This window comes from Serratia marcescens, from assembly GCF_001902635.1.
Lineage (GTDB): Bacteria > Pseudomonadota > Gammaproteobacteria > Enterobacterales > Enterobacteriaceae > Serratia > Serratia marcescens_F.
The window spans coordinates 15,675-38,131 of the sequence record NZ_MJAO01000025.1 but is presented as its reverse complement, the minus strand read 5'-3'; the positions used below and the strand labels follow the sequence as shown (position 1 = coordinate 38,131).

Genomic DNA, 22,457 nt, shown 5'->3' with positions numbered 1-22,457 from the left:
TATGATGCGTTGTGGGGATTACATTGTTGAAACGGCGGCAGGGGAATAGCGCCCTGACGATGTCTTGAGGGAAAAGATTAATTGCATGAGCAAGGGGAGGGGATATGCGGCAGATTCTGTCGGCGCGTGGATTGTCATTAATTAAAAGTTATGAGGGCCTGCGGCTTTCGTCCTATCGCGACAGCGGTGGTATTTGGACGATCGGCTATGGGCACACCGGGGAAGTCAGGGCGGGGCAAACCATCAGCGAGCTTACCGCGCTGACATTGTTGCAGGCCGATGTGATGGAGTGTGAAGCGTTGCTGTATAAGATTGTCGAGGTCCCCCTGAATCAGGGGCAATTCGATGCCTTGGTCTCTTTTCTGTTCAATGTTGGCCCCGGTAGGGCCGGGGTGAAAAGCGGGTTGCGCTACCTGAAATCCGGATCGCCTTCAACGCTATTGCGGCTGCTGAACGCCGGGCGGTATCAAGAGGCGGCCGAACAATTTCCTCTATGGGCCTATGCCGGCGGTCAACGTTTACCGGGATTGCTGCGGCGCCGCAGAGAAGAGCAACGCCTGTTCCTGTCGGAAATGCGGCGGGTAGCCTAGCCGCATGGATTAGCCTCTACAGGATCGTTCACCTCCGGTCTTTGGGGGGCAGCATCGCCAGAAAAGCCTGCACCACCGGCGTGACGCTGTCGGTGCGGTAAACCGCATACAGATCCGCCGGCGGCGCCTGCTGCAGCGAACAAAACCGCACGCCGGGCCACGGAATGCGGCCGTAGCTGTCCGGCAGCAGCGTAATGCCGCAGCCTTCCGCCACCAGTGCCAGCAGGGTCTGCGGTTCGTTGACCTGATAGGCGACGTCCGGCAAGAACCCCTGCTGCAGACACAGATTGTGCAGATAGAGCCCCAGGCTGGCTTCATGCGGCGGCAGCACGATGAAGCTGTCGTTCTGCAGCGCCGCCAGCGGAATGCTTTCCTGCTGCGCCAGCGGATGATCGAGCGGCAGCACCACGGCGATGCTCTCGCGCGCCAACAGCTGGCAGGTCAGCCCCGGCAGCGTCTGCTGTTGCGCCTCTCGCCAGACTCCGATGTCGATATGCCGCTTTTGCAGCGCGGTGATTTGTTGGCTGGGCGTCAGCTCGTTCAACGACCAGGTGACGCCGGCGGCCTGCCCGCTGAACCGGCGCAGCGCCGCAATCAAGCCGCCCCAAGCCGAGGTGCCGACCATACCGACCACCATGTGGCCGCCTTCGCCGCGCCCCATTTGTTGCACCTGATGCAGCGCGCTGTCGGCCTGATCCAGCAGCCGCTCGACGTTGCGCAGCAGCGTGCGGCCGGCCGGCGTCAGCGTCATGGCGCGGGTAGTCCGCTTGAACAGCACCACCCCGAGCTGGCTCTCCAGCTCCTTGATGTGCTTGCTGAGCGGCGGCTGTGACATATTCAGCCGCCGCGCCGCCTGAGTGAAGTTCATCTCTTCCGCCACCACGCGGAAATAGTGCAGCAGGCGGAAGTTAATCCGGCCGGGATCGGGCAGGGCATGGGGCTGGTTCATCCGGGATGTCGCCTCCTGTGACGCAGCTCAACTTATAGGTAAATGGAATAAATCGGCCGCCAAGAATGTATTGGTCTCGGCCGCGCTTCGCTCTCTACTATGGGGATTATTTTCCCCCGCTGAAAGAGAGAATACGATGTTTAATCAAGAAGATGCTTTTTTCTGCGCCGATGTTGTCCGCGCACGCCTGCCGGGTTTCCAGCCGAAAGCGGCCTTGATTCTCGGCTCCGGGCTCGGCGCCCTGGCGGAGGTGATGACCGAAACCGTCACCATCGACTACGCGGAGCTGCCGGGCTTTCCGGTGAGCGGCGTCGCCGGCCACGCCGGGCAACTGGTCGCCGGTAAGCTGGAAGGCGTACCGGTATTGTGCATGAAAGGGCGCGGTCATTTCTATGAAGGGCGCGGCATGCAGGTGATGACCACCGCGGTGCGCACCTTCAAACTGCTGGGCTGCGAATTCCTGCTGGCGACCAACGCCGCCGGTTCGCTGCGCCGCTCGGTGGCGCCGGGCAGCCTGGTGGCCATTACCGATCACATCAACTTCATGCCGGAATCGCCGCTGGTTGGAGCCAACGACGATCGCTTCGGGCCGCGCTTCTTCAGCCTGGCGAACGCCTACGATCGCGATCTGCGCGCCCAGCTGGCGGCGGTGGCCGAAAGCGCGGGCATCCCGCTGGCGGAAGGGGTGTTCGCCGCCTACACCGGGCCGAATTTCGAAACGCCGGCGGAGATCCGCATGATGCAGACCCTGGGCTGCGACGTGGTAGGGATGTCGATCGTGCCGGAAGTCCTGACGGCGCGTCACTGCGGCCTCAAGGTGTTGGTGGTGTCCGCGATGACCAACTACGCCGAAGGGCTGTCGGATACGCCACTCTCTCACGAGCAAACGCTCAGCTGCGCGGCGCTGGCGGCGGACGATTTCATGCGCCTGATCCGCGAGCTGTTCAAAACGCTGTAATACCGCAGGCAAACCGGCGGCGGGCTGCAGGGGGCCCGCCGCACCAATCATCGTTGAAAGCATAATAACAAGGTGATGGCGATGGCGATAAAAACACGATTGAAGATAATGATTTTCCTGCAGTTCTTTATCTGGGGCGCCTGGCTGGTCACGCTGGGCTCCTACATGATCAACACGCTGCATTTCAGCGGCATGCAGGTGGGGATGGTTTACAGCGCCAAGGGCATCGCGGCGCTGATCATGCCGGGGCTGGCGGGCATCATCGCCGATCGGTGGATGAAGGCTAACTACCTGTATGCGCTTTGCCACCTGCTCGGGGCGCTGGCGTTGTACTGTGCGGCGCAGGTTGAGCAACCGATGCTGATGTTTTGGGTGATGTTGTTCAACGCCATGGTCTATATGCCGACCATCGCGCTCTCCAACGCCATTTCCTATTTCTGCCTGGAGAAGCATGGCTTTGACACGGTGAAGGACTTTCCGCCGGTGCGGGTGTACGGCACGGTGGGGTTTATTCTGGCGATGTGGCTGGTCGGCTTCAGTAAAATCGAACTCAGCAATCTGCAGCTGTATCTGGCTTCCGCGGCGTCGCTGCTGCTGTCTGCTTATTCGCTGACGCTGCCGCGCTGCCCGACTAACCGCGCGGCCGAGTCGAAGAGCTGGGTGAGCGTGCTGGGGCTGGATGCGCTGGTGCTGTTCCGCCAGCGGCGCATGGCGCTGTTTTTCCTGTTCGCCATGTTGCTCGGCGCGGCGCTGCAGGTGACCAATACCTTCGGCAACCCGTTCCTGCACGATCTGTCACTCAATCCGCTGTATCAGGACAGTCTTAGCGTCAGGTATCCGGCGGTGCTGCTGTCGCTGTCGCAGATCTCCGAAGTGTTCTTTATCCTCACTATTCCCTTCTTCCTGCGCCGTTACGGTATCAAACAGGTGATGCTGATCAGCATGGCGGCCTGGACGCTGCGTTTCCTGTTCCTGGCTTACGGCACGCCGGTCGGCTTTGGCTTCGTTCTGCTGCTGCTGTCGATGATCGTGTACGGCTGCGCGTTCGACTTCTTCAATATCTCCGGCGCCATCTTCGTCGAGAAAGAGGCCGATCACCGCATCCGCGCCAGCGCGCAGGGGCTGTTCATGACCATGGTCAACGGTTTGGGTGCCTATCTGGGGGCGCTCGCCAGCGGCGAGGTGGTGGACTTCTTCAGCCATGACGGCGTGAAAGATTGGCAGAGCATCTGGCTGGTGTTTGCGTTGTATACGCTGGTGCTGGGCATCGTGTTCGCGTTGAGCTTCAACTATCGTCACCAGCCGCAGGAGAGCGCGGCGGCAGCGCAGTAAGGCAGAGGGCGCAGCCTGGCTGCGCCCTGAAACGTCAGGCTTGCGGGAAGCGCTGTTGCAGCTGCTGCCAGTCCGGCGGATTGGCGGCGCCGAGGCTGGCTACCACACAGGCAGCGACCCGGTTGGCCAGATCGACCGCCTGTGGCAGCGGCCAGCCGGCGGACAGCCCCGCCAGCAAACCGGCGCAGTGGGCATCGCCTGCGCCGATGGTATCGACGACGTCTACCGGATAGGCGGGAACGTGCAGCGGCGGCGTGCGGCCGTCGCAGATCCATGCACCGTCGCGATCCAGGCGGCAGATCAGCGTCAGATTGCGGGCGGCGGCATAACGCTGTGCGGCTTCTACGGCGTCACCGGCGCCGCACAGCACGGCCACTTCGTCGCGGTTGAGCGTCAGCAAGGTGTGGCTGTCGCTGAGCATGGCGAAGAAGTCTTCGCTAAGCTGAGCGATACGCGGGCCGGGATCGATCAGGCGCGGTTGGTCGAACGGCATGCGCGTCAGCCACTCGCGCAGCGCCTCGCCGCTTTCGCTTGCCAGTTCGTAGCCGCTGGCATAGATCAGGGTGTGCTCCGTCAGCGGCAGCGTGGCCAGCTGCGCTTTATTCCACTGGCTTTCGCAGCCGGAGACCGTGATAAAGGTGCGTTCGCCGTTCGGTTCCACCAGTGCCAGGCACCAGCCGTTGTCCATCTGGCCGTGGCGCAACAGCACCTCCAGCCCCAGCTCGCCCATGGCGGCTTCGATCGCCGCGCCCCATTCGCCGTTGCCAACCGGCATGCCGTTGATCACCGGCGTTTCCAGGCGCACCAGCGCGCGCGCCACGTTGAACGCGCAACCGCCGATTTGCCGCTCCTGCGGCTGGGCTTCGATGTCTTCGCCGCTGGTCGGCAGGCGCGGCAGCGTCATCACCAGATCGCCGACCGCGCCCCCAATAACCAGGACAGGTGTTACAGCTTCCCACTCATTCATTGATGTTCTCTGCGTTGGGTCAGATACAGACCGTAAGCGATCAGACTAACCGCAAACGACACAAACAGCCCCAGACTGGAATCGGCGAACAAGCCTTTGGCCAGCGGGCCGTCGATAAAACCGGTTTTGGTAACCAACAGGCCGCACAGGGCGCCGAGGAACCAGCAGAACAACGGGGCTTTACGCACGCCGCGGTTCTGGCCATGCAGGCCGTACAAAGCGTTGCCATCATACCCGTGGCGGCGGCGCAGGCACAGGTAATCGAGCAGGAAAATCGCCTCCCAGGCCGCCAGGAACACGCCGCAGAACACCAGGAAGGAGATGAACGGCCCCATAAAGTCGCCGGAGATGAACAGCACATACAGGGCGATACCCAGCACCACTACTGCGTCGATCGACACCGCCAACCACTGTTTGACCTGCACGCCGATGGTCAGCAGGTTAAGGCTGGCGGAGTACAGGCTGAGCACTGCGATGGTGACGATGCCGGCGGTGGCGGCCAGCAGATAAGGGATCGCCATCCAGGCGGGCAGCACTGAGCCGATCAGCGCGATGGGGTTGGCGGCACTGGCCAGATCGGGCAGCTGTACGGAAAGCAGGATGCCGGCCAGCATCAGCAGCACCAGCGGCAAACAGGCGCCGCCCATCACCGCGGCGAAGATGCTTTTGCTCGACGAGCTCGGGCTTTGATAGCGGCTGTAATCGGCGCCGGCGATCGCCCAGCTGATGCCGGTGCCGGCGGCGATCACCGATACCGCAGGCAGGAAGCCGGTCAACCAGCTACCGGAAGGCAGCGCCAGCACCTGGCTCCACTCGGTGTTGAACAGGATATACAGCACCACGATCAGCGTCATGGTACCGAAGATGCGACTGAACCAGCTTTGCATCCAGACCACGGTGCTTTGCCCCAACAGGCTGACAATAATGGTCAGCCCGCCGAACAGCAGCAGGCTGAGGGCGGTCAGCAGGTGGCTGGCCCCCAGGCCGAAGGCCTCGAACAGCGCCGCCAGCGTCAGGGTGCCGGTGATCACGTTGACCGCTTCCCAGCCCATCAGGTTGATCCAGCTGAAGAGGGTCGGTGCCACGTTGCCTTTCAGGCCGAAAATCACCCGCGATAGCGTCAGCGTCGAGGTGCGCCCGCGCTTGCCGGCAAAGCTGGTAAGGCCGACCAGCACGAAACTGGCGACGCCGACCAGCGCGGCGAGTATCGATTGCAGAAATGACAAGCCAAAGCCGACGATGATGGCGCCGTACACCACGCCGAGGATGCCGATATTCGCCGCCGACCAGATCCAAAACAGCTCGATGGGTTTGCCGGTCTGCTCTGCATCCGGCACCCGGTCGATGCCGGTGCTCTCTACCTTCCATGCTTCATTGCGAGTGATATCGGTCATAGCAATTTATCCCTGTTGCGCAGGGCCGTAAGGGCCGCCGCAGTTGGCTGAAAGTCGATCCCGTCGGCGCGCTTGAGGGGAAATCCCTGCGCCGGGGAAGGTGTGATACCGCGAGCACACGCCGCCAAGTTTATCAGGGCGAAAGCCATCGGTATCGATTCTCTGCTGCTTGTTCCCACACCGGCATGCTGACAGCGCTTTGTCGTGCGGAAGGGGCAGCAGCTGTTCCACCAGCGGCGGCAATGCCTGCTTGATGTCGCGCCAGCTCGCGGCGTGCCTGTACGCACCGCCAATCGCGCGGCTTGAGAGGGAGGAACGAGAATGTTTTATTGAAGGCATTGAGCCCTTCCGTCCACCACATTGTGTGCTGGGCGATGGGTTTCGGCTCAATGCGGCCGTCGGCGGCGAGCAGCGCATCCATTAACAATGCTGCTTTTTACGTGTCGTCTGCGTACTCGCCGGCGGCGACGTTTTCCGCTGTCCCTGGCAGGAAGCGGCCAATCCAATCAAAATAGTCACGTACCCGCTGCAACGGCCATCGCTCTGACGGCAGGCTCGTCGCATTGTCCTTCACCTGAAGAGAGTCGCCTCAAGTGCGGACAGTAGCGGGTTTTTTCGTTGTTTTTAAAATGGAGCCCTGGTGTTGGCGCCAGTGATGCAGATGCATCAGTAAGCACAGATTACGCGCGATCTAGATCCAATAAAAGTCCATTGGGTGAAAATTGTGATGCCACGCTAAAAACATTAGCAATATTTTAGTTATTTTGATTATTCCTTATCGCCGTGCGGACAATATGGTAGAAGCGGAGCTTACAAAATTGCGATCGACAAGAGGGCGGGGCAAATGATGGATTTTATGGCCTGGCTGCGTGAGCATCTGGCGCAGAGCGCGGTGGCGCCGCGCTATATTCAGCTGGCGACGGCGATTGAAGCCGCGATCAGGCAGCAGGTGCTGGCGGCGGAGGCGTTCCTGCCGCCGGAACGTCAGATGGCGGAAGGCCTGGCGCTGTCGCGCGTCACAGTCAGCAAGGCGATGAAACTGCTGGAAGATAAAGGGCTGATTGCGCGGCAACAGGGCATTGGCACCCGCGTGGCGATGCGCATCGGCTATTCGCTCAACCAGGACAGCGGTTTCACCGCTCAGGCAATGCGTCACGGCAGCAGCGTCAGCAACCGATGGCTGTTGCGTACCCGGGTCGGTGCGCCGGCGAAGGCCGCGGCGGTGCTGGGGCTGGCTGAGGGGGATGAGGTAGTCAAACTGCGGCGTTTGCGCTTGCTGAACGGCAGCCCGGTCTCGCTGGAGACCACCTATATTCCGCCGCGTTTCCTGCCCGAGCCGGCGGAGTTGGAGCATTCGCTGTACGCGTTATGGCAATCGCGCGGTATCGTGCCGGAAGATAAACACTTTCTGTTGAAGGCGGTGTCCTGCAGCGACGAGGTTGCCGAACTGCTCAATGTACCGTGCGGCGCGCCGCTGCTGCACATCATCCAAACCAGTCGCAACGCCCAGGGCGAGGCGCTGGAGTGCAGTGAGATTTTGTGTCGCAGCGATGTTTATGAATTCGAAGTGAACGGTTAGCGAAATAACCATGCTCTTTTTGCCACTAGTGCGTATAATCGCCGCCCGGCGATTAATTAACCTGTAAAAAGAGCGGCAGAATGAGCACCACCAGCCTGATCCAACCCGATCGTGAACTGTTTTCCTATAAGCCTTATTGGGCGGAATGTTTTGGCACCGCGCCGTTTTTACCGATGTCGCGAACAGAGATGGATCAACTGGGCTGGGACAGCTGCGACGTGATCATCATCAGCGGCGACGCCTATGTCGATCACCCGAGCTTCGGCATGGCGATCATCGGCCGCATGCTGGAAGCGCAGGGCTTCCGCGTCGGCATCATCGCGCAGCCGGACTGGAGCAACAAAGAAGACTTTATGCGCTTGGGCAAACCGAACCTGTTCTTCGGTATCACCGCCGGCAACATGGATTCGATGATCAACCGCTACACCGCCGATCGCAAACTGCGCCACGATGACGCTTACACCGCCGGCAACGTCGGCGGCAAGCGCCCGGATCGCGCCACGCTGGTGTACAGCCAGCGCTGTAAAGAAGCCTACAAAGACGTGCCGATCGTGCTGGGCGGCATCGAAGCCAGCCTGCGCCGCATCGCCCACTACGATTACTGGTCGGATACCGTGCGCCGTTCGGTGCTGGTGGATTCCAAAGCCGACATGCTGATCTACGGCAACGGCGAACGCCCGCTGGTGGAAGTGGCGCATCGCCTGGCCGCCGGTGAGAAGATCGGCGACATCCACGATATTCGCAATACCGCGGTGATGCGCAAAGAAGCGTTGCCGGGCTGGAGCGGCGTGGATTCCACCCGCCTCGACAAACCGGGCCGCATCGAACCTATCCCGAATCCGTACGGTGACGATCTGCCGTGCGCCGACGGCGCCAAGCCGAAAGAGCCGGAAGCCAAGCCGGTCACCGTGCGCGCCGCCAAACCGAAGCCGTGGGAGAAAACCTACGTGCTGCTGCCGTCCTTCGAGAAAGTGAAGGGCGACAAGGTGCTGTACGCGCACACCTCGCGTATTCTGCACCATGAAACCAACCCGGGCTGCGCCCGCGCGTTGATGCAGAAACACGGCGATCGCTACGTGTGGATCAACCCACCGGCGATCCCGCTGACCACGCCGGAGATGGACAGCGTCTTCGCGCTGCCTTATCAGCGCGTGCCGCACCCGTCCTACGGCCAGGATCGCATTCCGGCCTATGACATGATCCGTTTCTCGGTGAACATCATGCGTGGCTGCTACGGCGGCTGCTCGTTCTGTTCGATCACCGAGCATGAAGGGCGCATCATCCAGAGCCGTTCGGAAGATTCGATCGTTCGCGAAATCGAAGAGATCCGCGACAAGGTGCCGGGCTTCACCGGCGTGATCTCCGATCTGGGCGGCCCGACCGCCAACATGTATATGCTGCGCTGCACCAACCCGCGCGCCGAGCAGACCTGCCGCCGCGCCTCGTGCGTGTATCCGGAGATCTGCACCTACATGGACACCAACCACGAGCCAACCATCAAACTGTACCGCCGCGCGCGTTCGCTGGAGGGTATCAAGAAGATCCTGATCGCCTCCGGGGTACGTTACGATCTGGCGGTGGAAGATCCGCGTTACATCAAGGAGCTGGCGACCCACCACGTCGGCGGCTACCTGAAGATTGCGCCGGAGCACACCGAAGAAGGCCCGTTGTCGAAAATGATGAAACCGGGCATGGGCAGCTACGATCGCTTCAAGCAGCTGTTTGATCACTATTCGAAGCAGGCGGGCAAAGAGCAGTATCTGATCCCGTACTTCATCTCGTCGCACCCGGGCACCCGCGATGAAGACATGGTGAACCTGGCGCTGTGGCTGAAGAAGAACCGTTTCCGCCTCGATCAGGTGCAGAACTTCTACCCTTCGCCGATGGCCAACTCCACCACCATGTACTACAGCGGCAAAAACCCGTTGAGCAAGGTGGGGTACAAGAGCGAAGACGTGGTGGTGCCGCGCGGCGATCGCCAGCGCCGCCTGCATAAGGCGCTGCTGCGTTACCACGATCCGGCTAACTGGGCGCTGATCCGCACCGCGTTGGAAGAGATGGGGCTGAAGCACTTGATCGGCAGCCGCCGCGAATGCCTGGTGCCGGCGCCGAGCATCGACGAGCAGCGCGAAGCGAAACGGCTGCAGCGCCATACCCGGCCGGCGTTGACCAAACATACCGATATCAATCGGCAGCGCACGCCGTCCAACCGGCCGCCGCGCAAACCGATTCGCAAAGCCAAGCCGTAACGGCCACGCAGCGTACGCAAACAAAAAGGAGAACCCCTGGGTTCTCCTTTTCACGTTTGCTCATCACAACTGCTCGTAGGCGGCTTCCACTTTCATCAAATGACGCGGCGCCTGCGGGGCTGGGTGGTATTTGCGCACGTGCCAGTTAAAGGCTTCCGGCGACAGGTTGTTAATCATCGCGATGGCCTGCTGACGATTGCTGGAGAAGGTGCGCAGCAGCGCGCCGGTGCCGTTGACGTAGGCGATGATGGTGGCGTAGCGCAACGTAACAGGATCCGCGATCCCTTTAAGCTGCTGTTTTTGCAATACGGCCAGATAGGCGGCGCCGAGATCGATATTGGTGTCGGGATCCAGCAGGTCGTCATCGTCCGGGCAGCCGCGTTTACCTTTGTAGCGATAGGCGTCACAGCCGGCGGTATCGGCTTTCAGCTGCATCAGGCCGATAGCGTTGGATTTGCTCACCGCGGAAGGGTTGAAGCCGGACTCCACCTGGATCATCGAAGTGATCAGCTTGGCGTCCACGCCGTATTCGCTGGCGGCGTCTTTAATGGCGCTGTCGTAGGCGTGGCGATCGTAGCTGACGCGCTGTTTCTTGCCGGCGCAACCCGCCAGCACCAGCATGACGCAAAGTATGCCCAGCCGTGACCAGTGTGAGAAAGAGGGGTTCATGGTGCTCCGTGCTTGTCTGTTTTTTTAACGGTGTTAACCGGTGGCCGGGGCCTCCGGCGTCGTCATCATAACGTCAGGCGGCGCAAAGGAGCAATGTGCGGAAAGGAAAAGCCCCCGCCGGCGGGAGAGGGCTTGGGGAGGGATTACAGGGTATCCGGGTCCGGCCCCAGGCGGTTGCCGACGTCCAGCTTGGCAATTTCGCCCAGTTCGTCCTTATCGAGTTTGAAATCAAACACCTCAAAGTTTTCGCGAATGCGCGACGGCGTGACCGATTTCGGGATCACGATCAGGCCGCTGTCCAGGTGCCAGCGCACCACGATCTGCGCCGGGGTTTTCTCGTATTTTTCGGCCAGCGCCTTGATCAGCGGCTGGTCGAACACCCCTTCACCGCCCTGCGCCAGCGGGCTCCAGGATTCGGTGGCGATATGGTGGGTGGCGTTCCAGGCGCGCAGCTGACGTTGTTGCAGCAGCGGGTGCAGCTCGATCTGATTAACTACCGGCGCCACGTTGGTTTCATCCAGCAGGCGCTGCAGGTGCGGCGTATGGAAATTGCACACGCCGATACTTTTGACCAGGCCCCGATCGCGCAGTTTGATCAGCTCGCGCCAGGCGGAGACGTATTGATCCTGCTGAGGACGCGGCCAGTGGATCAGATACAGGTCCACATAGTCCAGCTGGAGCTTTTCCAGGCTGGTTTCCAGTGCTGCCAGCGGATCGCCCTGATCGTCGTTCCACAGCTTGGTGGTGATGAACAGTTCGCTGCGTGGCAGCGAGCTGGATTGAAGCGCGGCGCCGACGCCTTCCTCGTTCTTGTAGATCGCGGCGGTGTCGATGGAGCGGTAACCGATCTCCAGCGCTTTGCTCACCGCGTGGGTGGTCTCTTCAATACTCGCCTGCCAAACGCCGAGACCCAACTGCGGCATCAGATTACCATCGTGGAGTTTGATGATGGGTTGTTGCGTTGTCATGCGCATCTCCTTGTGTACGGATTGCGGCGCCTGTGGCACCGAAACGGCTATAGATAAATTCTAGTTGGCAAAATGGGCGGTTGCCGGGTTTGCCAGCCTAATTTCAGCGGTTGCGGGAGGGCGACTTTCTCCCCGCTCTCCCTGCGAATGAGCGGTAAGACGGGTGGTGCGAAACGAGCGGCTGCGCCCGACGATCGGCCGGGCGCAGGATGTGGCGAAAAATGGCTGATGGAGACAAAAGCCTAGCAAAAAATCGCCGTTTTGCGATTAACGCGCCGCTTCATAAATGCGGCGGCTGACGTCCAGGGTGATGTCCTGGTGCTCGCCCAGGGCGGTCATGCCGTGCTGATGCAGTTTGTCGAGCAGCGCCGGAATGCTGCTGCCGTCGAGCTGATAATCCGCCATGCGGGTCGGCACGCCCATTTGCTCGAAGAAGGCGCGGGTGGCGGCGATCGCGCCGTCAATGCGGCTCTCTTCGCTCCCTTCACGCAGGCCCCAAACGCGGTCAGCATACTGCAGCAGTTTTTCGCGCTTCTGCGCTTTCTTCTCGTGCAGCAGCGCCGGCAGAACGATGGCCAGCGTTTGCGCGTGGTCGAGATCGTGCATGGCGGTCAGCTCATGACCCAGCATGTGGGTTGCCCAGTCCTGCGGCACTCCGGCGCCGATCAGGCCGTTCAGCGCCATGGTGGCACTCCACATCACGTTGGCGCGCACCGCATAGTTCTCCGGTTCGGCCAGCGCGCGCGGGCCGTCTTCCCGCAGGGTCAGCAGTAGGCCTTCGGCGAAGCGATCCTGTACCTTGGCGTCGACCGGGTAGGTCAGATACTGCTCCAGGGTGTGTACGAAGGCATCGACTACGCCGTTGGCGATCTGGCGCGGCGGCAGCGAGTAGGTCACCACCGGATCCAGCACGGCGAAGCGCGGCTGCACCCGCGGCGAGAAGAAGTGCTGCTTGTCGCCGCTGTTTTTACGGGTGATCACCGCGCCGCTGTTGGATTCGGAACCGGTGGCCGGCAGCGTCAGCACGCAGCCCATCGGTACCGCGTCGGTGATATGGCTGCCGACGGTTTGCAGGATATGCCAGGCATCGCCGTCGGCGGTATAACGGGCGGCGGCGGCGATGAACTTGGTGCCGTCAACCACTGAACCGCCGCCGACTGCCAGCAGGAAATCGATGTTTTCCGCTTTCACCACCTCGACCGCTTTCATCAGCGTTTCGTAAGTCGGGTTAGGTTCGATGCCGGAGAACTCCCGCACGTTGCGGCCGGCCAGCGCGCTGTACACCTGATCCAGCACGCCGTTTTTCTTCACGCTGCCGCCACCGTAGGTGATCAGAATGCGTGCGTCCGCCGGGATCTGGCCGGCCACTTCGGCAATTTGGTTCTTGCCGAACAGGATTTTGGTTGGGGTATGCAGAATGAAGTTTTGCATGGATGATTTCTCTCTTTCTGTCAGGCGAGCGCCAAAGTGGCGCAAAGGTTTCTGGCCCGTATTGTCAGGAACCTGGCGGCGACGCACAATGCACATTCCTGTTTGGTTCTTGCCTATTCCTACAAGTGGCTGTAGAAATGGCGAGTTTTAAATTATTATTTATGCCGAATCGTTCTGACTGTAAGAGGGTGTTTCCGTGATTGAAATCGACGTGCAGCGCAGCCGCATGGCACGCCAGGCGATGGCTATCGCTACCGGCAACGGCTACACGGCGTCACCGGTGCCGCGGGTGAAGATCCTGTATGTCGATCGCCACAGCCCGCGCCAACCGGTGATGTACGAGCCGGGGATCGTGATCGTCTTTCAGGGGCACAAGGTGGGCTATTGCGGCAATAAGATGTTCCAGTACGATCCGCGCAACTACCTGCTGATGACGGTGCCGCTGCCGTTCGAGTGCGAAACCTTCGCCAGCCCGGAACTGCCGCTGGTTGGGTTGGCGATCAATATCGATACCCAACTGCTGCAGGATTTGCTGATCGACATCGGCGACGACGACTACCTGATGCAACCGCGGGCGGAGAGTAACGGGGTGAACCTGGCCGAGCTGACGGAAGAGCTGCTGTGCGCCACCGAACGCCTGCTGGACGTGATGGCCAAGCCGCTTGATGCCCGGGTGCTGGGGCCGCAGATCGTGCGCGAGATCCTCTACTACGTGCTGCGCGGCACCTGCGGTGCGTCGCTGCAGGAGCTGGTCAACCGCCATACCCACTTCAGCCAGATCGCCAAAGCGCTGCGGCGCATCGAACATCAGTATGCCGACAACCTCAACGTCGAGCAGTTGGCCAGCGAGGTCAACATGAGCGTGTCGGCGTTTCATCACAACTTCAAGGCGGTGACCAACACTTCGCCGTTGCAATACGTGAAGTCATACCGGCTGCATAAGGCGCGTTTGCTGATGGTGCATGATGGGCTGAAGGCCAGCACGGCGGCGATCCGCGTCGGCTATGAAAGCGCATCGCAGTTCAGCCGCGAATTCAAACGGTTGTTCGGCATGACGCCGAGCGATGAAATCGCCCGGCTGCGCGACGCCAACCCTCCGTTGCTGGAGGGCTGAGCCGCCGCCGGGCGGCGGGTTACGGGGTCAAGACGATCTTGCCGAACGGCCCGCGATCGAGGTGATCCAACGCTTGCGGCAGCTGATCAAAGCGGTATACCTGGTCGATCACCGGCTGAAGCTTGACGGCGTCTACGGCGCGTACCAGATCTTCCAGCGCGCGGCGGTGGCCGACGCCGATACCCTGGATCACCGCCGACTTCAGCAGCAACAGGCCGGCAGGGGCGGAGATTTCAGCGCCGGCCAAAATGCCGATCACCGAGATACGGCCTCCCACCGCCACGGCGCGCACCGAGTTGCCCAGATTCGGGCCGCCGGCGGTGTCGATCACATGATCGATGCCGCGATCTTGCGTCAGTTCATAAATCGTCTCCACCCAGTCGCCGCTAAGCCGGTTGACGCCATGATCGGCGCCCAGCGCTCGGGCGCGCGCCAGCTTTTCATCACTGCCGGAGGTCACGTACACCTCTGCGCCGTGCGCTTTGGCTATTTGCAGCGCGAACAGCGCCACGCCGCCGGTGCCTTGCACCAGCACCGTATCGCCGGCGCGCAATTTTCCTTGCTCCACCAGTGCGAACCAGGCGGTCAGCCCGGCGCACGGCAGGGTGCTGGCCTGCACATCGTCCAGCGACGCCGGCGCCGCCGCCAGCCAGTCTTCATGCAAAATCACGTATTCCGCCAGCACCCCCTGATAGAAGCCGCCGAGGGTGTGGTAGGGCGCACTGCGCGCATCACCGTACGGTTTCTGCAAACCGTCTAGCCAGCCGGGGCTGAAGGTGGAAATGACCCGGGCGCCGGGCAGGAAACGGCTGACGCCAGGGCCGACGGCGTCGACCTCACCGGCCATGTCCGACCCGGGAATGAAGGGGTGCGGCAATGTCAGCCCCATGCCGCTGTCTATCATCAGCTTGTCGCGGTAGTTGAGCGCGACCGCCTTCACTTTCACTCTGATCTCATGCGGCCCCGGCTGCGGGATAGCGCCGACGGTCAGTTGTAGGTGTTCACGCCCCAGGGCGTCCATGGTCCAGCGTTGCATAGTGTCGGTCATGATGCTCTCCATAGTCAGCGGTTAACGACCGGTCGATAATATCGTTGATACAGCTTCGCCAGTGGCGATAAGATTTCCGCAGATTGTTTCTTTTAGGGCGACAAATCATGAGCGATAGACTGAGCGGCATTTCGGTATTCGTCACCGCCGTGGAGGCGGGCAGTTTTGCGTTGGCGGCCAGCCGGCTGCACCTGTCGCGTTCAGCGGTGGGGAAAACCATTGCCAGGCTGGAGCAGCGGCTGGGCGTGCGGCTGTTTCATCGCACCACCCGCAGCCAGAGCTTGACCGACGACGGCGCGCTGTTCTATGAACGTTGCCTGCGGGCGCTGGAAGAGATCCGCAGCGCGGAAACGCTGCTGGAGTCGGGCAAGCGACAGGTCAGCGGCCGGCTACGGGTGTCGATGCCGGTGCTGTTTGGCCGTTTGTGTATTGCGCCGCTGCTGACCGAGCTGACGCGGGAACACCCTGGCCTGGAGCTGGAGCTGTCGTTCAGCGATCGGGTGGTGGATCTGATTGAGGACGGCTTCGATATGGCGATCCGCAACGGCACGCTGGCCAACAGCAGCGGGCTGGTGGCGCGGCGCATCGGCGATCACCGCATGGCGTTATGTGCTTCGCCGGCCTACCTGCGGCGGCGCGGCGAACCGCACAATATTGAGCAATTGGTGCAGCATGAGGCGGTGACCTATATGCGCGCCGGCGCACAGTGCAGCTGGCTGGTGTTGGATAGCGACGGCAAGCCGCGGGAAGTGATGCCGAATAACCGGTTGCAGATGGACGATCTGCAGGCGATCGCCGATGCGGCGATGGCGGGGTTCGGCATCGCCTGGTTGCCGTGTTGGCTGGTGCGCGAGCAGTTGCTGAGCGGGGCGCTGGTGTGTTTGCTGCGTGACCGGCCGGGCGTCGCCTTTGAAGCGCATGCGGTGTGGCCGCATACGCCGCATCTACCGCTGAAGGTACGGCTGGCGGTGGATATGCTGGTGAGCAAACTGCCCCCCAGCCTGGCGTTGGTCGAGAAGGCGCTGTAGCGCGCCAGGCTCAGGAAGACGCGGCGCGCTTTTTACGCCAGATCACCAGCATGGCACCCAGCAAGCCGACAAACAGCAGCAGCAGCGGCAGCAGCATCAGGCCGGTCATTACCTGGCTTTCGTAACGTTTCACCAGCGGAATTTGGCTGAAGGCGTAGCCGAGGCCGACCAGCGCGCAGACCCAGATCGCCGCGCTCAGCCAGTTGAACACCTGAAAACGCGAGCTGTTGAGCCCGGAGATGCCGGCCATGGTCGGCAGCAGCGTTCGCACGAAACCGAGGAAGCGGCCGATCAGCAGCGCCGTCAACCCGTGGCGGTTGAACAGATTGTGAGCGCGCTGGTGGTACTGCGCCGGCAGCTGCATCAGCCAGCCTTTCACCAGGCTGGTGTGGCCCAGCCAGCGGCCCTGTACATAGCTCAGCCAGCAACCGAGGCCGGCGGCGGCGGTCAGAATGAGCAGGGTGGGGGCAAAGCCCATCACGCCTTTGGCGATCAGCGCGCCCGACAGCAGCAGCAGGCTGTCGCCGGGCAGGAAGGAGGCGGGTAGCAGTCCGTTTTCCAAAAACAGGGTGGTGAAAAGTACGGCGTAAACCACCCAAATCACGCTTGGATCGGCAAGGGCGATAAAGTCCTGCTGCCAAAGCGCATGAATAATCTCTCGTAGTACATCCATTTTATGTCCTGTTGCATGCCGGTTGCGCCCGGGATCACGTTCTCCAGGATGCGGCGGTTACCGTATCTGACAATTACCCGGCTAGTGTACCGCTAATAGCTTAAGCCGACATTAAACGAGACAAAGAAAATTGCCAGAACCCGTTTCAGCGCACGCCGTTGAGGCGATCGAAGCCGGCCGCCAGATCGGCGATCAGGTCTTCGACGTTCTCCAGGCCGATGTGCAAACGCACCAGGGTACCGGAAAAATCGACGCCGCCCGCCGGGCGGATCGCTTCCAGCTCTTCCGGCTGGTTGGCCAGGATCAGCGACTCGAACCCGCCCCAGGAGTAAGCCATGCTGAAGTGGTTGAAGTGGTCCAGGTAGGTGGCCAGCTGCACGTCGTCCAGCCGCTCTTTCAGCACGAAAGAGAACAGGCCGTTGCAGCCGCTGAAATCGCGGCGGTAGAACTCGTGCCCCTTGCAGCTCGGCAGGGCCGGGTGATTGACCGTCGCCACCTCCGGCCGTGCCGCCAGCCAGTTGGCGACTTCAATACTGCTGCGTTCGTGCTGTTTCAGGCGCACGCTCAGGGTGCGCAGGCCGCGGCTCGCCATATAGGCGGTATCGGCATCCACCATTTGCCCCATCAGATAGGAATACTCGCGCAGCCGATCCCAACAGCGCGCGTTGGCGACGGCGGTGCCGAGCATGTAATCGGAATGGCCGATCAGGTATTTGGTGCCGGCCTGGATCGAAATGTCGATATCGAAATCCAGCGCCTTGAACAACACGCCCGCCGCCCAGGTATTATCGATCATGATCACCACCTCCGGCGCCACGGCGCGAATGGCCTGCACCATCGCCGGAATATCTTGCACTTCCAGGGTGATGGAACCGGGGGACTCAAGGAACACCACGCGGGTATTGGGTTGGATCAGCGTGGCGATGTCGGCGCCGATCAGCGGATCGAAATAGGTGGTGCTGACGTTCATGCGGCCGAGGATGTGGGTGCAGAAATCCTGGGTCGGTTCGTACGCCGAACCCGTGACCAGCAGGTGATCGCCGGCGCCGACGAACGACAGGATCGCGTTGGCTACCGCCGCCGCGCCGCACGGGTAGAGCACGCAGCCGGCGCCGCCTTCCAGCTCCACCATCGCATCCTGCAGGGCGAAGTGGGTCAGAGTGCCGCGTCGGCCGTAAAACAGTTCGCCGTGGGCGCGTTGCGCGGTGGCGTGTTTTTTGGCCGCGACGGAGTCGAAGACCAGAGAAGAGGCGCGTTGCATAACGGGATTGACGGAGCCCTGGGTGTAGCGCTTGCCGCGGCCGGCGCCGATCAGCGTGGTTTCGATGTGTTTTGACGTCATGGTACCTGGCTCACCTCTGGTTGCTCTGCACTGCCCGTTTACGATAGCCCTTACGTTAGCATGAGTTAATATAGCCATCCAGACGTTTTAACTTCCAGATACAGAAACGGCTATAATTTGCTGTTGGGCGTGAATTTTTCGCGTCATCCTTCTGCCGAGGAGCGAGAGAGAAGCCCATTCATCGGTCGAAACGCCGTTCGGCAGCGTGGCGCTGTTGCGCCGCTGTGGAAGAAAAGTAACGAAATAACCCCATAAAAGGGGCTTCTAGCGCTGAACGGGCGCAGATTGGCGCTTTACGGCGGTGTTGGCTAAAATTTTCTCGTTTATTTGGCAAATAATAATGAGAACTACTATCAATCCCCGATTGGTTTGATATGATCGCACGCTGAATTATTCCTTAATTTTGATCGGTAATGGGTGGAGGCACAGCGTGAAAACGGCTGGCAAGAATGTAAATCAAGGATCGTTCGGCCAGGGCCGGGCGCAGTGGGGCAAGGCGTTTGGCCGTAGCCTGATGGCTTCAATGGTGCTGGTGGTTGGGCTGGCCGGCAGCGCGCAGGCTGCGCCGGCGGCCATCCCGGCCGTTACCGAAAGCGTCGCACCGGCTGCCGCGCCTGCACCAGCAGTAGCCGCGCCAGAGAACATCACGCCGGTGAACCCGGCGCCAACGATCCAACCACCGGAAACCCGCGGTATGGACCTGTCCGTTTGGGGCATGTATCAGCACGCCGACGCGGTGGTGAAAGCGGTGATGATTGGTTTGGTGCTGGCCTCGATCGTGACCTGGACCATTTTGTTCTCCAAAGGCAGCGAACTGTTCCGCGCCAAGCGCCGTCTGCGCCGCGAGCAGTTGGTGCTGGCCGGCGCGCGCTCGCTGGATGAAGCCTCCGAGCTGGCGCAGAATTTCGCCCCGGAGAGTGTCAGCGCGGTTTTGCTGAACGACGCGCAAAACGAACTGGAGCTGTCCGCAGAGTCCAATGACAACAACGGCATCAAAGAGCGTACCGGTTTCCGCCTCGAGCGCCGCGTGGCGGCCTACAGCCGCAACATGGGCCGCGGCAACGGTTTCCTGGCCACCATCGGCGCCATCTCGCCGTTCGTCGGCCTGTTCGGCACCGTATGGGGCATCATGAACAGCTTCATCGGCATTGCCCATTCGCAGACCACCAACCTGGCGGTCGTGGCACCGGGCATCGCGGAAGCACTGCTGGCGACCGCGCTGGGCCTGGTGGCGGCGATCCCTGCCGTCGTTATCTACAACATCTTCGCCCGCGTCATCAGCGGCCATCGCGCCCAGGTGGGTGACGTGGCGGCGCAGGTCTTGCTGCTGCAGGGCCGCGATCTGGATCTGGCCGCGACGGCGGAAGCCAAGCGCTCACAACACGCACATCAACTGCGGGCGGGGTGAGTCATGGCGATGCGCTTAAATGAAGATCTGGACGACAGCGGCGAACTGCATGAAATCAACGTGACGCCGTTTATCGACGTCATGTTGGTGCTGTTGATCATCTTTATGGTGGCCGCGCCGCTGGCAACGGTAGATATCCGCGTCGATCTGCCGGCTTCTTCCGCCAAACCGCAGCCGCGGCCGGAGAAACCGGTATTCTTGTCGGTGAAGGCTGACAAGCAGCTCTACGTCGGCGATCAGCCGGTCACTGCCGATCAGCTGACCTCGGTGTTGGATCAACATACCCAGGCGAACAAAGAAACCACCATCTTCTTCCAGGCGGACAAGAGTGTGGATTATGAAACGCTGATGAGCGTGATGGACACCCTGCGTAAAGCCGGCTACCTGAAAGTAGGGCTGGTGGGCATGGAAGGCGCCGCCAAATAGCGGCGCTAAAACGACAAAGGGCGCTCAGGCGCCCTTTTTACTGTCCGAGAGAATTTTCCCCCCACTTCTTATGCCTCACGCCTGGCCCATCAGCGGATCGCTGACGCTGTGTTCGCCGTTCTCCAGCCGGCCTGCCAAGCGGCGCTGCCAGCCGGGGCTGTGCAGCGTAAGATCGTACCAGCCGCCGCTGGCGCGGGCGTCAAACGTTTGCTGGTGGCTGCCGCCCGCCGGCAGCGTGATAGGCCACGGGCCTTGCTGCGTGTAAGGGCAGCGTTCGAGGGTCACCGTTATCGCTTCGGCGCCTGGGTTGTTCAGCAGCAGTTGCAGGCTGCGGCCCGTTGGGCGCAAACGCACCTCCGGCTGTGGCCGGCTCAGGAGCCCGCGCAATTCACGATGAAAACCGTTGGGGCCAAGCAGCCACAGATGGTACTCATCCTCCGTCAGCCAGTCGTCGCTGACCGCCTTACCGGCCTCGACGGTATAGCGGCGTGGGATCTGCGTCAGGTCCTGCCGGTCGTAGACGTGAAACACCGCGCCTTGCTCGCCGGTATTGAACAGGTTCAGCGTCACGCGGCGCTGCTCGGCCGCGACGGCGGCTTCGACATGCAGTTGGTAGGGCAGCGCGCGGGAAGGGCGCGCCAGGCGGTGTTGGTGCGGCAAACGCTGGTGGGCGGGTGATGGCAACGGCACTTGCGGCAGCTGTTCCTGACGTTGACGCAGGCCGTCGGCGGCGTGGCGGCTGGTGGCGGGCAACCTCGGCAATGCTTCGCCGTTAGGGTCGACAAAGTTGAACGCTGAGGTGAGATCGCCACACACCGTGCGGCGCCAGGGGCTGATGTTGGGTTCATGCACCTGAAAGCGTTTTTCCAAAAATTGCAGCACCGAGGTGTGATCGAACACCTGTGAATTGACCCAGCCGCCGCGACTCCAGGGCGACAGCACCAGCATCGGCACCCGCGGGCCGGGGCCGTAGATGCGGCCGTCCGGCGGCGGCTGATCCTGCGAGCCGGGGGGCGCCACGTGCTGGAAGATCTCGGTATCGAACGGCACCGTCGATTTACCGGCGAAGCTGCCGTCTTCACGCAGCGACGGTGCGGAAGGCGAAGGCATATGGTCAAAAAAGCCGTCGTTTTCGTCGTAGTTGACCAGTAGGACGGTTTTACTCCACACCGCCGGATTGTCGGTCAATGCATTGAGGATCTCTTGGGTGAACCAGCCACCCTGCACCGGGCTAGAGGGATCGGGGTGTTCCGAATAGGCCGCCGGCGCGATGATCCAGCTGACCTGCGGCAGTTTGCCCTGCTGCACGTCGGAGCGGAATCCGGCCAGCATGGCGTCGAGATCGTTGCCATCGGCGGCCGGCAGGGTGTTACCGTTACCTTTGTACAGTGGCGCGGCCTTGTTGAGCTCGTCGCGATAGGGCACGAAAGCGTTGAAGTCTTTCGGCGGCCGCGCCGGATTGCCCACCTGAATGCTGGCGGCGCGATATTGGCGGAAACCCGCCAGGGGGTTGTCGGTAAAGTTATCCGGCAGGAACTGATACACCTTCCAGCTGACGCCGCTCTCCTCCAGCCGTTCCGGATAGGTTTTCCACTGATAGCCGATGTCCGCCGGACCGGGGCTGTACCATTCGTTGACCACGACCGCCACGTCGGCGGCGGACGGGCCGTTAGTGCCTGTCCAGTGGAACAGCCGGTTGGTGTTGGTACCGGCGTGAATAGAGCAGTGATAGGCATCGCACAGGGTAAAGGCGTTGGCCAGCGCGAACTGGAACGGCAGCTCGTGCTGACGGTAGTAGCCCATTGAAGCCGGCGTTTTGTAGGTGGGCCAGGCGCTCATGCGGCCGTGATCCCAGGCGGCCTGCTCATCGACCCATGAGTGCGGCGTGCCGGTGACGCGCTGGGCGTTGCCGCGCTTGCTGTCCAGATGGTAGGGCAGCACCAACCGCTCGGCCCCCTGTTGTTGCCAGACGCGTCGGCCACCGGGCAGCGGAATGGTAAAACGATCGCTGAAGCCGCGCACGCCGGGCAGGGTGCCGAAGTAGTGGTCGAAAGAGCGGTTCTCCTGCATCAGGATCACCACGTGTTCGACATCGCGCAGAGTGCCGGTGCGGTTGTTGGCGGGAATGGCCAGCGCTTTGCGAATTGAGGCGGGCAACAGCGAGAAAGCCGATCCGATGGCGGCAGCCCGCAGTACGTCTCTGCGTGAAAGGTCAGGCATGCGTCGTTATTCTCCGTCAGTGTGCTTTGAAGATAGCCGCTGACGACGATAATGGCGAAAAATAACAGGGAGATGAACGTGGGGGAAACAATGCTCCCTGGCGGGAGCATTG

The 22,457-nt window shown here is 61.5% G+C and carries 20 protein-coding genes; 9 read left to right on the top strand and 11 right to left on the bottom strand.

Features of this window, described 5'->3' with window-relative positions:
- Window positions 1-104 precede the first annotated feature (104 nt).
- Window positions 105-590 (top strand): lysozyme, encoded by a 486-nt coding sequence (locus BHU62_RS20540; RefSeq protein ID WP_073534090.1) that lies wholly within the window; start codon window positions 105-107, stop codon window positions 588-590.
- A 28-nt stretch (window positions 591-618) separates the two neighbouring features.
- On the opposite strand, the gene BHU62_RS20535 is transcribed toward BHU62_RS20540, so the two are convergent.
- Window positions 619-1,539: a LysR family transcriptional regulator gene (locus BHU62_RS20535; RefSeq protein ID WP_073534088.1), complete on the bottom strand. Its 921-nt coding sequence runs from the start codon at window positions 1,537-1,539 to the stop codon at window positions 619-621.
- Window positions 1,540-1,675: 136 nt separating this feature from the next.
- Here BHU62_RS20535 and xapA point away from each other — a divergent pair, with 136 nt between their 5' ends.
- On the top strand, window positions 1,676-2,497 hold the full coding sequence (xapA, locus tag BHU62_RS20530) for a xanthosine phosphorylase (RefSeq protein ID WP_073534086.1): 822 nt from the start codon (window positions 1,676-1,678) through the stop codon (window positions 2,495-2,497).
- 81 nt (window positions 2,498-2,578) lie between these two features.
- Complete coding sequence (locus BHU62_RS20525) at window positions 2,579-3,829, top strand: nucleoside permease (protein WP_073534084.1); 1,251 nt, start codon at window positions 2,579-2,581, stop codon at window positions 3,827-3,829.
- Window positions 3,830-3,863: 34 nt separating this feature from the next.
- On the opposite strand, the gene BHU62_RS20520 is transcribed toward BHU62_RS20525, so the two are convergent.
- The 3 genes from BHU62_RS20520 to BHU62_RS20510 all read right to left on the bottom strand — a co-directional run bounded on the left by BHU62_RS20520 (window position 3,864) and on the right by BHU62_RS20510 (window position 6,611).
- Window positions 3,864-4,796: a PfkB family carbohydrate kinase gene (locus BHU62_RS20520; protein ID WP_073534082.1), complete on the bottom strand. Its 933-nt coding sequence runs from the start codon at window positions 4,794-4,796 to the stop codon at window positions 3,864-3,866.
- The gene (locus BHU62_RS20515) at window positions 4,793-6,190 is read right to left on the bottom strand and encodes a purine-cytosine permease family protein (RefSeq protein WP_073534080.1); all 1,398 of its coding nucleotides are present in this window, start codon (window positions 6,188-6,190) and stop codon (window positions 4,793-4,795) included. The genes BHU62_RS20520 and BHU62_RS20515 overlap by 4 nt, the downstream gene beginning before the upstream one ends.
- A gap of 133 nt (window positions 6,191-6,323) precedes the next feature.
- Entirely contained in the window at window positions 6,324-6,611 is a 288-nt protein-coding gene (locus BHU62_RS20510; protein ID WP_073534079.1) for a hypothetical protein, read from the bottom strand.
- A 423-nt stretch (window positions 6,612-7,034) separates the two neighbouring features.
- On the opposite strand from BHU62_RS20510, the gene BHU62_RS20505 reads away from it, so the two are divergent.
- Together BHU62_RS20505 and BHU62_RS20500 are read left to right on the top strand one after the other, a co-directional pair.
- Window positions 7,035-7,769 carry a GntR family transcriptional regulator gene (locus BHU62_RS20505; RefSeq protein WP_073534078.1) on the top strand — a complete coding sequence of 245 codons (735 nt, stop codon included), beginning with the start codon at window positions 7,035-7,037 and terminating at the stop codon, window positions 7,767-7,769.
- An 80-nt stretch (window positions 7,770-7,849) separates the two neighbouring features.
- Window positions 7,850-10,018, top strand: coding sequence for a YgiQ family radical SAM protein (locus BHU62_RS20500; RefSeq protein WP_073534077.1), 2,169 nt, complete (start codon window positions 7,850-7,852; stop codon window positions 10,016-10,018).
- A 63-nt stretch (window positions 10,019-10,081) separates the two neighbouring features.
- Here the strand turns inward: BHU62_RS20500 and BHU62_RS20495 are convergent, their stop codons facing one another.
- The 3 genes from BHU62_RS20495 to yqhD form a co-directional block, all read right to left on the bottom strand.
- Window positions 10,082-10,687, bottom strand: coding sequence for a transglycosylase SLT domain-containing protein (locus BHU62_RS20495; RefSeq protein ID WP_073534074.1), 606 nt, complete (start codon window positions 10,685-10,687; stop codon window positions 10,082-10,084).
- Between the two features lie 143 nt (window positions 10,688-10,830).
- Window positions 10,831-11,655: a 2,5-didehydrogluconate reductase DkgA gene (dkgA, locus tag BHU62_RS20490; RefSeq protein WP_073534071.1), complete on the bottom strand. Its 825-nt coding sequence runs from the start codon at window positions 11,653-11,655 to the stop codon at window positions 10,831-10,833.
- Window positions 11,656-11,922: 267 nt separating this feature from the next.
- On the bottom strand, window positions 11,923-13,086 hold the full coding sequence (gene yqhD, locus BHU62_RS20485) for an alcohol dehydrogenase (protein WP_073534068.1): 1,164 nt from the start codon (window positions 13,084-13,086) through the stop codon (window positions 11,923-11,925).
- 226 nt (window positions 13,087-13,312) lie between these two features.
- Here yqhD and BHU62_RS20480 point away from each other — a divergent pair, with 226 nt between their 5' ends.
- Complete coding sequence (locus BHU62_RS20480) at window positions 13,313-14,200, top strand: AraC family transcriptional regulator (protein WP_236720693.1); 888 nt, start codon at window positions 13,313-13,315, stop codon at window positions 14,198-14,200.
- A gap of 19 nt (window positions 14,201-14,219) precedes the next feature.
- Here BHU62_RS20480 and BHU62_RS20475 read toward each other — a convergent pair whose 3' ends face one another.
- Window positions 14,220-15,248 (bottom strand): zinc-dependent alcohol dehydrogenase family protein, encoded by a 1,029-nt coding sequence (locus BHU62_RS20475; protein ID WP_073534064.1) that lies wholly within the window; start codon window positions 15,246-15,248, stop codon window positions 14,220-14,222.
- Between the two features lie 107 nt (window positions 15,249-15,355).
- Here BHU62_RS20475 and BHU62_RS20470 point away from each other — a divergent pair, with 107 nt between their 5' ends.
- Window positions 15,356-16,276 carry a LysR family transcriptional regulator gene (locus BHU62_RS20470; protein WP_073534063.1) on the top strand — a complete coding sequence of 307 codons (921 nt, stop codon included), beginning with the start codon at window positions 15,356-15,358 and terminating at the stop codon, window positions 16,274-16,276.
- Window positions 16,277-16,286: 10 nt separating this feature from the next.
- Here BHU62_RS20470 and BHU62_RS20465 read toward each other — a convergent pair whose 3' ends face one another.
- The gene (locus BHU62_RS20465) at window positions 16,287-16,949 is read right to left on the bottom strand and encodes a DedA family protein (protein WP_073534062.1); all 663 of its coding nucleotides are present in this window, start codon (window positions 16,947-16,949) and stop codon (window positions 16,287-16,289) included.
- Between the two features lie 145 nt (window positions 16,950-17,094).
- A complete protein-coding gene (metC, locus tag BHU62_RS20460) occupies window positions 17,095-18,291 on the bottom strand; it encodes a cystathionine beta-lyase (RefSeq protein ID WP_073534061.1) in 1,197 nt (398 codons plus the stop codon).
- Window positions 18,292-18,721: 430 nt separating this feature from the next.
- Here metC and exbB point away from each other — a divergent pair, with 430 nt between their 5' ends.
- Together exbB and exbD are read left to right on the top strand one after the other, a co-directional pair.
- On the top strand, window positions 18,722-19,699 hold the full coding sequence (exbB, locus tag BHU62_RS20455) for a tol-pal system-associated acyl-CoA thioesterase (protein WP_073534060.1): 978 nt from the start codon (window positions 18,722-18,724) through the stop codon (window positions 19,697-19,699).
- Window positions 19,700-19,702: 3 nt separating this feature from the next.
- Window positions 19,703-20,125 (top strand): TonB system transport protein ExbD, encoded by a 423-nt coding sequence (gene exbD / locus BHU62_RS20450; RefSeq protein ID WP_073534059.1) that lies wholly within the window; start codon window positions 19,703-19,705, stop codon window positions 20,123-20,125.
- A gap of 75 nt (window positions 20,126-20,200) precedes the next feature.
- Here exbD and BHU62_RS20445 read toward each other — a convergent pair whose 3' ends face one another.
- Window positions 20,201-22,345 carry a phosphocholine-specific phospholipase C gene (locus tag BHU62_RS20445; protein ID WP_073534058.1) on the bottom strand — a complete coding sequence of 715 codons (2,145 nt, stop codon included), beginning with the start codon at window positions 22,343-22,345 and terminating at the stop codon, window positions 20,201-20,203.
- Between the last annotated feature and the right edge of the window lie 112 nt (window positions 22,346-22,457).